Source organism: Vibrio hippocampi (genome assembly GCF_921292975.1).
Lineage (GTDB): Bacteria > Pseudomonadota > Gammaproteobacteria > Enterobacterales > Vibrionaceae > Vibrio > Vibrio hippocampi.
Genome location: NZ_CAKLCM010000003.1, coordinates 1,355,525 through 1,368,458, shown reverse-complemented (window position 1 = coordinate 1,368,458; position 12,934 = coordinate 1,355,525). Strand labels below are relative to the sequence as shown.

General features: G+C 45.1%; 15 protein-coding genes and 1 riboswitch. Of the genes, 7 read left to right on the top strand and 8 right to left on the bottom strand.

Features of this window, described 5'->3' with window-relative positions; genetic code table 11:
* Positions 1-122 precede the first annotated feature (122 nt).
* The 3 genes from hutW (at position 123) to hutZ (ending at position 2,743) form a co-directional block, all read left to right on the top strand.
* Positions 123-1,511: a heme anaerobic degradation radical SAM methyltransferase ChuW/HutW gene (gene hutW, locus L9Q39_RS19135; protein ID WP_237486716.1), complete on the top strand. Its 1,389-nt coding sequence runs from the start codon at positions 123-125 to the stop codon at positions 1,509-1,511.
* Positions 1,512-1,532: 21 nt separating this feature from the next.
* The gene (hutX, locus tag L9Q39_RS19130; protein ID WP_237486715.1) at positions 1,533-2,039 is read left to right on the top strand and encodes a heme utilization cystosolic carrier protein HutX; all 507 of its coding nucleotides are present in this window, start codon (positions 1,533-1,535) and stop codon (positions 2,037-2,039) included.
* A gap of 164 nt (positions 2,040-2,203) precedes the next feature.
* The gene (hutZ, locus tag L9Q39_RS19125) at positions 2,204-2,743 is read left to right on the top strand and encodes a heme utilization protein HutZ (protein ID WP_237486713.1); all 540 of its coding nucleotides are present in this window, start codon (positions 2,204-2,206) and stop codon (positions 2,741-2,743) included.
* 114 nt (positions 2,744-2,857) lie between these two features.
* Here hutZ and L9Q39_RS19120 read toward each other — a convergent pair whose 3' ends face one another.
* Positions 2,858-3,037 carry a hypothetical protein gene (locus L9Q39_RS19120; protein WP_237486710.1) on the bottom strand — a complete coding sequence of 60 codons (180 nt, stop codon included), beginning with the start codon at positions 3,035-3,037 and terminating at the stop codon, positions 2,858-2,860.
* 245 nt (positions 3,038-3,282) lie between these two features.
* Positions 3,283-3,347: riboswitch (Fluoride riboswitch) on the top strand.
* 98 nt (positions 3,348-3,445) lie between these two features.
* On the opposite strand from L9Q39_RS19120, the gene L9Q39_RS19115 reads away from it, so the two are divergent.
* The 3 genes from L9Q39_RS19115 to L9Q39_RS19105 all read left to right on the top strand — a co-directional run bounded on the left by L9Q39_RS19115 (position 3,446) and on the right by L9Q39_RS19105 (position 5,958).
* The gene (locus L9Q39_RS19115) at positions 3,446-4,138 is read left to right on the top strand and encodes an iron-sulfur cluster assembly scaffold protein (protein WP_237486708.1); all 693 of its coding nucleotides are present in this window, start codon (positions 3,446-3,448) and stop codon (positions 4,136-4,138) included.
* A 14-nt stretch (positions 4,139-4,152) separates the two neighbouring features.
* Positions 4,153-5,127, top strand: coding sequence for a GGGtGRT protein (locus L9Q39_RS19110; protein WP_237486706.1), 975 nt, complete (start codon positions 4,153-4,155; stop codon positions 5,125-5,127).
* Between the two features lie 147 nt (positions 5,128-5,274).
* The gene (locus tag L9Q39_RS19105) at positions 5,275-5,958 is read left to right on the top strand and encodes a hypothetical protein (protein WP_237486704.1); all 684 of its coding nucleotides are present in this window, start codon (positions 5,275-5,277) and stop codon (positions 5,956-5,958) included.
* A gap of 48 nt (positions 5,959-6,006) precedes the next feature.
* Here the strand turns inward: L9Q39_RS19105 and L9Q39_RS19100 are convergent, their stop codons facing one another.
* On the bottom strand, positions 6,007-6,408 hold the full coding sequence (locus L9Q39_RS19100; protein WP_237486701.1) for a hypothetical protein: 402 nt from the start codon (positions 6,406-6,408) through the stop codon (positions 6,007-6,009).
* 177 nt (positions 6,409-6,585) lie between these two features.
* Positions 6,586-7,470 carry a LysR family transcriptional regulator gene (locus L9Q39_RS19095; RefSeq protein WP_237486699.1) on the bottom strand — a complete coding sequence of 295 codons (885 nt, stop codon included), beginning with the start codon at positions 7,468-7,470 and terminating at the stop codon, positions 6,586-6,588.
* Positions 7,471-7,625: 155 nt separating this feature from the next.
* Between L9Q39_RS19095 and L9Q39_RS19090 the strand changes: the two genes are divergently transcribed.
* On the top strand, positions 7,626-8,666 hold the full coding sequence (locus L9Q39_RS19090) for a porin (protein WP_237486698.1): 1,041 nt from the start codon (positions 7,626-7,628) through the stop codon (positions 8,664-8,666).
* Positions 8,667-8,835: 169 nt separating this feature from the next.
* On the opposite strand, the gene L9Q39_RS19085 is transcribed toward L9Q39_RS19090, so the two are convergent.
* The 5 genes from L9Q39_RS19085 to L9Q39_RS19065 form a co-directional block, all read right to left on the bottom strand.
* Positions 8,836-8,979: a TIGR02808 family protein gene (locus tag L9Q39_RS19085; protein ID WP_237486697.1), complete on the bottom strand. Its 144-nt coding sequence runs from the start codon at positions 8,977-8,979 to the stop codon at positions 8,836-8,838.
* A 9-nt stretch (positions 8,980-8,988) separates the two neighbouring features.
* Positions 8,989-9,567, bottom strand: coding sequence for a NapC/NirT family cytochrome c (locus L9Q39_RS19080; RefSeq protein WP_237486695.1), 579 nt, complete (start codon positions 9,565-9,567; stop codon positions 8,989-8,991).
* Positions 9,568-9,593: 26 nt separating this feature from the next.
* Complete coding sequence (locus tag L9Q39_RS19075) at positions 9,594-10,055, bottom strand: nitrate reductase cytochrome c-type subunit (RefSeq protein WP_237486693.1); 462 nt, start codon at positions 10,053-10,055, stop codon at positions 9,594-9,596.
* A gap of 75 nt (positions 10,056-10,130) precedes the next feature.
* Positions 10,131-12,620 (bottom strand): periplasmic nitrate reductase subunit alpha, encoded by a 2,490-nt coding sequence (gene napA, locus L9Q39_RS19070; protein WP_237486691.1) that lies wholly within the window; start codon positions 12,618-12,620, stop codon positions 10,131-10,133.
* Complete coding sequence (locus L9Q39_RS19065) at positions 12,617-12,925, bottom strand: chaperone NapD (RefSeq protein WP_237486689.1); 309 nt, start codon at positions 12,923-12,925, stop codon at positions 12,617-12,619. The genes napA and L9Q39_RS19065 overlap by 4 nt, the downstream gene beginning before the upstream one ends.
* Between the last annotated feature and the right edge of the window lie 9 nt (positions 12,926-12,934).

Below are 12,934 nucleotides of genomic sequence, written 5' to 3'. Positions count from 1 at the left end.
GTATGCAACGAAATATAAATGAAAGCAATTATCAATTGCATTATCAATTGTCACCAATTATGATCGATCGAGATTTAAATTTGGCCTACTCGGTTTAGGCTATCTGTAACAACGAGTACGTTATGAAAATAGACCTGAATCAATTAGACGATTCACATTTTGGCACCTCCACCCCTGACCCTCTCCGCTATGCCTTTGTTAAGAAGCATTCTGCCCATGCTGGTGGTATGAGCATGCCGGTGAGCCAGCAGGATAAAGAGAGTATTTTCCAGTCGATCACCTCGGTAAATGAGCAGCGGACTAAAAGCCGCTGTCTTTATATCCACATCCCGTTTTGTCGTGTTAGATGCACGTTTTGCAACTTTTTCCAGAATGCGGCGAGTCGTCAGTTAGTTGATGACTATTTTCAGGCATTGCTGACGGAAATTAAGCAGAAAGCCTCATTACCTTGGACGCAGGCTGGTCGTTTCAATGCCGTTTATATTGGCGGCGGAACACCGACCGACCTTTCACCTGTTCAGATTGAACAACTTGGTAAAGCGATTCGTGAGAATTTCCCTCTGACGACAGATTGTGAAATGACCCTAGAGGGACGAACGAATCGATTCAGCGATGAGATGTTTGAGCGGGCGTTGGAAGGTGGTTTTAATCGCTTCTCTTTCGGAGTACAGAGCTTTGATACTAAAGTTAGACGTAGTGCTAAGCGATTGGATGATCGAGAAGTGGTTTTGGAGCGTGTCGCCGCATTGAGTGCTCGAGATGAAGCGCCCATCGTGATCGATCTACTTTACGGATTACCGTATCAGACTCTTGATGTTTTTGAACAAGATCTCATTGATTTTCTTGATACAGGGGCGCACGGCGTCGATCTTTATCAATTAGTGATTGGTGGCGATGCGCCTATGCTTAACATGGTTGAAAAAGGACGTATTCCCTCTCCAGCATCAACGGTAGATAAAGCCAGTATGTATGAGCTTGGAAGCGCTTTTATGGCTAAACACCACATCAAGCAGTTGAGTGTTAACCACTGGGCGAGAAGTAATCGTGAGCGCAGCCAATACAACAGCTTAGCAAAAACGTATGCCGAAGTTTTGCCGATCGGTTGTGGTGCGGGTGGTAACATAGGCGGTTACGGAGTGATGCATCATCGTTCATTAGACACCTACATGAGTGCGATGCAAAAAGGTGAATCAACGATTGCCATGATGATGAAACAAGGACCGCTGCAAGAAATTGAGTCGGCAATAAAAGCGGGATTTGATAGCGGTATTATTAGGCGCAGTCAGCTACCTCAGTTTCAGGGACATGACACTTTTGACCTACTCAAACCTGTGTTTGAGGTCTGGCAACGCAACCAATTAGTCGAAGTACAAGAGGACTATCTTGTCCTGACTCTGGCTGGCAGTTTTTGGGCAGTGACTTTGGCTCAAGCCGCCATTCAAGCCATGAATACATTAGTCAAATCAACAGCAAACAATAAGTCTATGGGGCACCATAGGCTCGCAGGATAACAATTAACAATGGAACATAAGATGTCAAATCAACTAAAGCAAAAAGTGGCTGCAGTATTGGAAACTGAGCCTCAACTATTGCCAGCCGCAATTGCAGAAAAGCTGTCTGTTTCAGAGAAAGAGGTTGTTTTTGCACTACCGGATGAGATGGTAGCGACCGCATCCGGTGACATGACACAAGAACTGCTAGAGTCACTACCTGAGTGGGGTAAAGTGACCACTATTGTTCACTCATTTGGTTCAATATTTGAAGTTAAAGCGTCTTTTCCTAAGGGAAAAGTGGCACGCGGCTACTATAACTTGATGGGTAAAGAGGGCGAGTTGCATGGTCACCTTAAGCTTGATCTGATCACCGATGTCGCGCTAGTCAGCAAGCCTTTTATGGGCAGCGAGAGCCACTATTTTGGCTTCTTTAATGCCGACGGAAACAGCGTATTTAAAATCTATCTTGGACGAGACAAAAAGCGTGTCTTGATTCAAGATCAAGTGGATCGTTTTAAGGCACTACAGCAACAATTGAAAAACTAATTAAGCCAAGTTAAGCCAGTCATACTGGCTTAACTTGAGGGCTTTATGTACGGAAATGCTCAACAGCGCATACAAAACTAAAAGCGTTCAAATTCCGTTATTAAAGCCGAATTCATAAATAGAATAATGGTGCTCGCACCAGACAGGAAAGTGAGGTAAAGAACATGGATCAACAGGTTAAACAAGAGCGTTTGCAAGGACGTCTCGGTCCAGAAATTAAAGAGTTTCGCCAACAGAAGAAGACCATTCAATTAGCAACGGTTGATGAAAATGGGCGCCCAAATGTGAGTTACGCCCCTTTTGTTCAAAATCAACAAGGCTACTTTGTGCTGATTTCTCAAATTGCACGCCATGCTAGAAACCTTCTTGCTAACCCCAATGTGTCGCTGATGTTGATCGAAGACGAAGCAGACAGTAAACAGTTGTTTGCACGTAAGCGTTTAACCTTTGATGCAACAGCGTCGGTCGTAGAACGTGACAGTGAACAGTGGACACAGGTTGTCGGTCAAATGCAAGAGCGATTTGGTGAGATCATTGATGGTCTAAGCCAGCTTGAAGATTTTGTACTGTTTAACTTAAAGGCTGAGCAAGGTCTGTTTGTAAAAGGCTTTGGCCAGGCATATCAAGTATCTGGTGATGATCTTGTCGATTTTGTCCATCTTCAAGAAGGGCATCGTAAAGTGAAAGACGAGACAGAAGCTTAATTTTATTAGTTAAAGCAGTGGTACCGGTAATAATACGGCCCAGTCGATGATTCGACTGGGCCGTTTCTTTAAGCCATGCTGATCAATATGTTTTTGTTTTACTGATCACTGTCCTCAACCCTTGCTGATCAATTGCAAGATAGCCTTGTTGATGCCAATCAGGTCATTGATACAGGATGCACTATCAAGTGCGGCGATGAGCGATTCCTTGCTGCAACGAGGGATAACGTCAATGTTTTTTACTTTCCCTTCTAATGTATTTTTCATTAACTGAAAGTTTTTATCATCCAACATAATTGAGTTTAGCCTTTCAACGTTGTAGTTTAATTTCACCGATAGGTTAGCGGTATTTTATGACATTTTAGTGGTGAACAATGTTAACTTTTAGCCAATTAATCTAATAATTCACTGCTAATGTCATCCGCTGGCGAATAATACGCAAGTATCCAAAAAGATAAATTGAATAACTCCTCAGTTTTTTATAATTAATTGGTCTAGTGTTTCTTCTTGCGGGAAAGTGTGATCTAGATCTACTATGTTTGGCGAAAGGTGATGGGGTTCCACCTACTTAACCGCCATTCTGGCTGATGACTCCTACAGTTTTGAAAACAGGTATATCTGTTTTGCCTCGCTATCGTGGGGAGCAAACTGTGGGTGAATGCCACTCTTCTATACCTGTTTTCCTGCTTTTAGGAAAACGACATGCAATACACTCAAGATATTCAATCAATGTGCCCGATAGCGCGGGGTGATCTCCACGCGTCTAGTCCTATTCCTATGGAAGGGCGTTGGGTTAATCCCAAAGACGTGATTGCTATCTCCGGCTTAAGTCACGGGGTCGGTACTTGTGCTCCACAACAAGGCGCAGCCAAACTGACTCTCAATGTCAAGCAAGGTGTTATTCAAGAAGCGCTAATCGAAACGATAGGTTGCTCGGGTATGACACACTCTGCAGCAATGGCTTCTGAAATACTTGCAGGTAAAACGATATTGGAGGCGATGAATACCGATTTGGTGTGCGACGCGATCAATGTGGCGATGCGGGAGATCTTCTTGCAATTTGCTTATGGGCGTACCCAGTCTGCGTTTTCTGCCGATGGACTTGAGGTGGGGTCAGGGCTGGAAGACTTGGGGAAAACTCAAAGAAGTCAGGTCGGAACGAGTTACTCGACGGTGACGAAAGGACCCAGATACATGGAAGTGGCGGAAGGGTATGTGATGGAGTTAGCTCTCGATGAGCAGCGCGAAATTATCGGCTATCGCTATCTAAATTTGGGTTTGATGATGAACAAGATCACGGATGGAGTGAGCGCCGAAGAAGCGATGGAGCAAGCAATAGGCACTTATGGTCGCTTTGAAGAGGCCGTTACAACGATCAATCCACGTCAGGCGTAACCGAGGGTATGAATATGAATAGCAAAATCGAATCGCTACTGAGTCAAATCCATCTTGATTCAATTGAACAGGCACACCAGTACTGCTTACAACACGGTATTAATGCAAAACAGTGGGTGCTTGATACCCAACCCATTGCTTTCGATAACGCAGGCGACGCTTATACATTGGGCACGGCACTGGCTCTCTATCGACACGCGTCATCGGCAGTAGAAGCCGCACAGATACTGGGTGAAGGGCTACAAGCGTTTTGTAAACCGGGTAGCGTTGCACAGCAACGACAAGTGGGGTTAGGTCATGGTGCACTGGCCGCTCGCTTATTGAGCGAAGAAACACAATGTTTCGCTTTCCTTGCCGGACACGAATCTTTTGCAGCCGCAGAAGGGGCAATTAAAATCGCTCAGAATGCAAATAAAGCGCGCCAAACACCACTGACAGTGATCCTTAATGGTTTGGGGAAAGATGCAGCTTATCTGATCGCGAGAATCAATGGTTTTACCTACGTGCAGACTCAATTTGATTACGATACCGGCGAGTTAAATGAAGTGAAACGTAGAGTCTTTGGACAAGGAGAGCGTAGTCAGATCCTCTGTTACGGTGCAGACGATGTACGTGAAGGCGTCGCGATTATGCACGCTGCGCAGGTGGATGTCAGTATTACCGGTAATTCGACCAACCCGACACGCTTTCAACATCCCGTAGCAGGGATCTATAAATCTGAACGCTATCGTCAAGGCAAAACTTATTTTTCCGTGGCGTCTGGTGGCGGTACAGGTAGAACGCTACACCCAGACAACGTTGCAGCAGGACCCGCTAGTTATGGTTTAACCGATACCATGGGACGGATGCATGCTGATGCTCAGTTCGCAGGAAGTTCGTCAGTGCCGGCTCATGTTGCGATGATGGGATTTATAGGGATGGGCAACAACCCTATGGTCGGGGCTTCAGTCGGTCTTGCGGTGGCGATTGATCAACATCTCAATCATTAACGAAACTCAATCTGCAGATAATGGTTAACTATGTTCAAGATAAAGGTAACCATGTTCAGGGTAATGGTAACTATGTTCAGACAACAGTTAACTATCTTGTGATTTGGTCGATATAATAATGAGCGTATTAACGGATTGGTATTAGGTGTGAAGAAACTGGTGATTGTATTAGGTGTGATCTGCTTACTTCTGGGCGGTGCAGGGGCAGCTTACTATTTTGGTGTATTTGATAAGGGGTCATCGGATTCAGATGTGATGACAGAACCGCCGGAGTCGTCGCTTGAATCTGAAATTGCGCCAGCAACGAACAGTCAAGTGACCGAAAGCAAAATAGAATTACCGGTAGTGCCTAAGGTTGATGCTTATTATGTCAATCAAACCACGACGTCAATTAAGATTCGACCTGATGACCAAGCGCCGGAAGAGGGAATTGCGTATTACGGTGAAAAGCTCACACCACAAGAAATACAAGGTGATTGGATTCGTATTGCGCCCATTTATCAGCTAGAGCCCGGCAGTGAAGAAATTTCACAATGGGTTAAGGTGTCAGATTTATCCGTCGCGCAAGTACCGTTAGAAGGCGATAAATGGGCAGAGGTTCTGGAGCAGTATTTAAATCAAAGTGATGATTATTTGCTGTATAGCGATGAGTTTTTGAAAGTATCAACCCAGCTCTTAAAGCAAGGAGAGTGTCGATTAGCTGACTTTGAGCAGGTAGGTGGCTGGATTAAATCCATTAACCATCCTCAGGATGTTTACTTTACTTATTGTGGTGGTATTGATGCTCGACATAAGAAATACTTTAACGTCGCGACCCAAAAAATATTTTAACCTTTCGATCTATTTCTAACCTATCAATCTAGACAGGACGGGTCTCAATTACCAAGGAGACTCATCTTGCTCTGCCGTTCTTGCCATCTCTTTCACACACTGCTTAAGTCGCTTAAGACCGGTAAGTTCTCCGGCTTCAATATGTTCAATCGGCGCATAGCCGTTAAAAATGGTGGAGTTATTGCGAACATTAATGAAGTTATTGATAAAGTGAGGACTTTCAAACGCGGTTCTCAGATAGCCATCAATTTCGACAATAAGATGCACGCGCTCAAAGGTATTTGGCCCCACAGGTACAGTGGCGGGTGACACTTTAAGTCGAGCATGTTGTTCCACTGAGAGTTCTAAGATCGCTTCTGTTTGTAAGTTAGAGGCCCCCCAACTATCAAGTATATTCAATGCATACTTAATCAGAGTGACTCTTTCATTTGAAGACAGGTCTGTTGCCATTTCTTCTCCACCACTGCAAGATTTATTGATTTGTCTATTGTGATTATAGGTTGTTGCTTAGCAATGACTTAGATAAATTTCAGTGAAACATTTTCACCATGATAATCAAGTCAGATAACGAGTTATTTATGCTACAAGTATAGCAAACACTTCACTAGACGCAGCGGATATCCTCCATTAGTGGTACTCAGAGAATATTTGTTCGAGTTGTTCAATGACCCATTTCAACGCTGTGTCGGTTGGGATGTTTTTTCTATAACTGAGATAAATAGGGACTTCGACCCTTTCTTTGAACGGTAGTGGCAGAATGGACAACCCCAGAGCTTGCTTAAATTTCTCGGCATGATGCGTGAACGCTAAACAGACCAAGTCACTCTTGGATACCATATAAAGAGAGGTCAGCATGGAGTCTGATTGATAGACAATATTTCGGGTGTCAGGTTGGTTTTTTAGCATGTTTTGGAACAGGCGTTTGTGGTTTTGTCGAGTGGTGTAGGCGATGAAGTCGAGTTCAAAAAAGCCTTGCTCGTCAGTTAACTTTTCCTTGTATGGGTGATCAGTGCGACACACTGATACCGGCTCTTGTTTTAATAACACAGTGCTTTCGTAGCCAGTAAATTGCATCGGTTGAGTGGAGAGAATAAAGTCGGCTTTACGTTGTACCAATTCATCAAACCATAACTCCTCGTTCACTGAGGTGGTGGTGTTGAGCAATGATATATCAAACCCAGACTGGCTGACTCTTTCCAATAATTGTGGATAGAAGAGTAAATCAACATCTTTATGGCTTAAAAATGAAATGGTGCGTTTCGATTTGGTTGGATTTTTATGTGCTTTTGCTTGGGAGGATAACTCTTCGACAGCAGGTTTCACTGAACGATATAAATTCATGCCATTGGTCGTGGCAACGAGTGAAGTTCCGACTCGAACAAACAGTACATCGTTATAAAATTCATTCAACTTAGCAATATTTTGACTGACTGCAGAAGGTGTGACACCGAGTGCTTTTGCTGCATTGGAGACCCCTTGCTCCTCTATTACAGCGATAAAGTACTTAAACATGTTTAAATCCAAAGCCTATTCACTCCATCTATACCAGTCGCGATCACGAAATGCTTTATTGTAAGTATTTCTTAAATAAGCTTTAAGTACAACTAAAATTGTAACTGTTAGTGTCATTGCCCAAGTTAATACATCGTTTACATTAAGGAACTACAGTGAAAAAAACGATTCTTGCGGGCATGATTGCAGCGATTTCTACCTCTTCTTTTGCCGCCACCGAGCTTTATAAAAATGATGACACGACAGTGACGTTTGGCGGTGAAGTTGACGCTTACCTAGCAACAATGGATATTCAAGGTGAGAAAACGGATCCCGATGTCAACGTTTGGGCAAAACTTCAATTGAATGCTGAGCAAAAGCTAAGCAATAAGTACACGGCCTTTGCTTCGTTTGAAGTAGAATCCGGCTCTTGGTATGACGGCACAAACAATGACGCAACGTTTGACGATGTTTACGTTGGTGTAAAAACTGACACTTGGGGTGTTGCTGTGGGTGAAGTTGGCGATCTAGCGGACTCAAGCGATGCGATTGAAAAAGACGATATCACCAATGAAGGTAACTATATGGGTGGTATTGGTGGTCATCACAAAGAGTCATCAGGTCATGGCATCGTAGCAAAAGCTAAGCTCGCTGATTTTACTCTAGTGGCTGACATGCATACTGAGTCTGATGAAAACATTGACAGCCTATATGGTGTTTCAGCAGATTACGCTATCAACGGTTTAACGGTTGGTGCTATGTATCAAGCTGCGGAAGCAGAAAAATTGAACGATGATGGTGATCGTCAATATATTACCGATTTTCAGGCTTTCGGTGCTTCTGTTTCTTATGAAATTGCCGGTTTTTATGCTGCCATGACCTACACCCAGTTTGAAGGTGTTGATGGCTTTGGTTTCTTCTCTTCTCAAGAGCTAGTTGATGGTCAATCACTAGGTCTTGCTGCAAGCTATTCATTCGATAAAGCACGCGTATACTCGACCTATGCAATGGCTGATTTAGATAAGCTTTCACACACGGGTGCTGCTTTAAATGATGGTGATGTGACTAACTTCGTGATCGGTGTTGATTATGAATTAGCGGACAATATTCTCACGTTCGTTGAATACCAGACAGGTGAAGCGGATGGTGAAGTGACGGGTGACGTTGCTAAGCAAGACGGTGAGACAGTTGTTGCCGGTGTTTACTACAGCTTCTAATCGGCGCACTCACTAAGCGTCAAATAAAGGTCGACACTGAGTTGACGGTTTTTATTGCTGGCTTGAGAATCATTGTCTGATTGAGAATATAAAAGAGGACGGCTTAAAACCGTCCTCTTTTCATTGTTCGCCAAAATCGGTCTTTTTCTTATCTCAACCTTTCTTTTGTCTACTTTTCTTCTATCTGCTTATCTTTGCCAAGCGAGAGTATCCAAAGCGATACGGCGGCAACGCCCACAAATCCAGATAAAATGATGACTGGCATAGCGGCGTAACCTAACACGTGCCAAATGACAGATTCTAATGTACTCATGAGGGCTCCTTATTGCCAACCTTCTACGCCGTGCATATCAGGCAAGCGGTGGGCGATACCTTTATGACAATCGACACACGTTTTTTCACCAGATGCCAGAGCAGTCGAGTGCTGCTGTACACTTCTTGGACCTTGTTCGGAAAAGTCCATATATTCAAATTCGTGGCAGTTACGACACTCAAGAGAGTCGTTGTTTTTCAAGCGCGCCCACTCACGTTCGGCTAGATGCCCGCGTCTTGCTTGGAATTTTTCTTCCGTGCCAATAGTGTCTAACACGTAATAGGCAAACAACTCTTTGGACGCCTGTACTTTACGAACAATCTTATCGGTCCAGTTATGGGGAACGTGACAGTCAGAGCAGATGGCACGAACACCGGAACGATTGGAGTAGTGAATCGTCTCTTTAATTTCTGCCACAATCGGTGCGTGACAGCTTGAACAGAACTCTTCGGTATTGGTGGCTTCCATCCCAGTGTTGAATGCCCCCCAAAACAGTAGACCGCCGGTAAAACCAAGGAACAGCACCAAACCAGCCGCCGCTTTACTCGGCGTGGTTAGGCGATTCCAAAACGCTTTAATAAATTTCATAGATAGCCTCTCTTCACTTCATATGGCTATTCGTCGCGCAGTGAATCAACACGCTCAAAATTGTTGTTGATCAGTGGCTTAGCATCCACCTGCGTAACGTGGCATTGCAAACAGAAGTATCGGCGAGGTGACACATCTGCAAGCACAGCGTCTTCACGGTTCATAAAGTGAGTTACGCTGATTTTGGTGGCACCTGAGTCCTTGGCGTTTTTCCAACTGTGACAAGATAGGCACTTGTTGGCATTTAATGACACCTCATAGTTACGTATTTGATGAGGAATCAAAGGAGGTTGATAGACGTAGTCAGTTTCAACGACTTGGTCTTTTGGCGTATGTTTAAAGCTATCCGCAGGTCGAGTCTCTTCTAATCGGGTATCACCACGCAGGGAGTTAAGACCACCTACACCACCGGGATCATTAAATTCTGCTTGAGCGACCCCCATTATTAGGGCGCTTACCGAGAACAGAGCGACTAAAATTTTCTTCATTTTGTTATCTCCGCCTAATGGCTATTTCTTCGATGGCTGCTGAAATCAGCAGCCATAATTTCAATGTATTGTCTGTTAGACCACTTTGGTGATCTTAACAGGGCACTTCTTGAAGTCCGTCTGTTTGGACAGCGGATCGGTCGCATCTAGGATCAGCTTGTTGATCAGGATACGAGCATCGAAGAATGGTACGAATACCAAGCCTTGTGGAGGACGGTTACGACCGCGCGTTTCGACACGAACACGAACTTCCCCACGTTTGTTAGACATAAGCACTTCATCACCACGACGAAGCCCTTTTGCTGTTGCGTCGTCAGGGTGCATATAACACACGGCATCAGGTACGGCTTTGTACAATTGAGGAACACGACGAGTCATGGTCCCAGTGTGCCAGTGTTCAAGAACCCGACCGGTACATAGCCACATATCGTACTCTGCATCTGGCACTTCCGGTGGCGCTTCATACGGAGCGGAGATAATCCATGCTTTACCATCTGGCTTGCCGTAGAAGTCCCAATCTGAGCCTGCTTTCGCATAAGGATCCGACCCTTCTTTATAACGCCAAAGGGTTTCTTTACCATCCACGACTGGCCAGCGAAGACCTCGCACCTCATGATATCTATCGTACGGTGCTAAGTCGTGACCATGACCGCGACCAAATGAAGCGTATTCTTCGAACAGACCTTTCTGGACGTAGAAACCGAAGTGGTGCGCGTCATCGTTAAGCGCTTTGGCTTGCTCAACCGGGAACTGATCAACCTGACCATTTTGGTACAGCACTTCATACATGGTTTTGCCACGATATTCAGGCATTTTAGCGAGTAGATCTTCAGGCCACACTTCTTCCATCTTGAAGCGTTTTGAAAACTCCATCAGCTGCCATAAATCAGATTTCGCTTCGCCTACTGTTTCAACTTGCTGATACCAAGCTTGAGTACGACGCTCGGCGTTACCATAAGCTCCTTCTTTTTCTATCCACATTGCGGTAGGAAGGATCAGATCTGAGGCTTGTGCGGTTGCCGTTGGGTACGGATCAGAACAAACAATAAAGTTGTTTGGGTTGCGGTAGCCGAGTAGACGTTCCTCGTTGATGTTGGGACCCGCTTGCAGGTTGTTATTACATTGGATCCAATAGCAGTTCAATACGCCATCATGCAGCATTCGGTCTTGCTGTACTGCGTGGAAACCTGGCTTCGGTGGAATGGTGCCTTCCGGTAACTTCCAGGTTTTCTCTGCAATAGCACGGTGTTTTGGGTTGGTCACCACCATATCTGCGGGTAGACGGTGAGAAAAAGTCCCGACCTCACGAGCGGTACCGCACGCTGACGGCTGACCTGTTAGTGAGAATGGACTGTTACCGGGAGTAGCGATCTTACCCGTTAATAGATGGATATTATAAACGAGACCGTTCATCCACACCCCACGCGTATGTTGGTTCATACCCATGGTCCATAGCGACATCACCTTAACGTTCGGGTCTGCGTATTGCTTCGCCAGTTCGATTAGCTTATCTTCTGAGACGCCAGAAATTTCTGAGGCTTTCTCTGCGGTGTAAGGAGCAACAGAAGCTTTGTACTGCTCAAAACTAATATCTGAAGTCGCCCCTGAGTTGGCATTTTTCGCCGCGACTTGCAGCGGGTCATCATCGCGTAAGCCGTAACCGATATCGGTCGCCGCTTGCTTGAAATTAGTGTGCTTGTTAACGAAATCCCAGTTGACAGCATCGTTTTCAATGATGTAGTTGGCAATAAAGTTGGCGATTGCAAGGTCAGACTGTGGATGGAAAATGTAACCATGGTCAGCCAATTCAAATGATCGGTGTTCGTAGGTAGAGAGTACGTTAACACGGACATGGGGGTTACTGAGTCGTCGGTCAGTGATACGAGTCCAGAGTACAGGGTGCATCTCAGCCATATTTGAGCCCCAAAGCACAAATGCGTCAGCGTTCTCAAAATCATCGTAACAACCCATTGGCTCATCAATACCAAAAGCACGCATAAAACCAACGACCGCCGATGCCATACAGTGGCGCGCGTTAGGGTCGATATTATTTGAGCGGAAGCCGGCTTTCATCAACTTAGCTGCCGCATAACCTTCCATAACGGTCCATTGCCCAGAACCGAACATGCCGATACTGGTCGGTCCTTTCTCTTTGAGAGAGGCTTTCCATTTTTCGGCCATGATATCGAACGCTTGATCCCACGAAATAGGAGCGAAGTCGCCGTCTTTATTGTATTTACCCTCTTTCATGCGCAGCATAGGTTGCGTCAAACGGTCATTACCGTACATGATTTTGGATAAAAAATAGCCTTTGATACAGTTTAGACCCTTGTTGACAGGCGCTTCAGGGTCGCCCTGAGTCGCAACAACTTTACCGTTTTGAGTACCAACAAGAACAGAGCATCCGGTACCACAAAAGCGACAAGGCGCTTTGTCCCAGGTGATCTTAGTTTGGTCTGAACTCGCGATCAGGTTTGTCGCGGAAGCGGGTAGGGTGATACCTGCTACTGCGGCTGCCGACGCCGCTGCGTTTGCTTTGACAAACGCTCGTCTTGTCATCTTCATACTTCACCCTCTATGTGGGATTGGTTGTTTCCAGTGATGTTCTGTTCGTCATCCTCAAGGTTTGCTTCGATTTGATGAAACACCAAAGCCGCGTTAAGGACGTCAGGTAGTTGGTTGATAGCGTCGATAGTGTCAGTGACAAAACCTTGGTTTTCTGTTTCCAGTACCACAACGATCTTGCCTTCTTCACTTTCTCCGTAGATTTCAGCATTATCAAATGTTTCGATTTCTGCCTTAACCGCTGCTAAACGATCCGCTTTGCAGTGGACTATCAAACTCGATATATGCACTTCATTTAGTGACATAATGCTTCG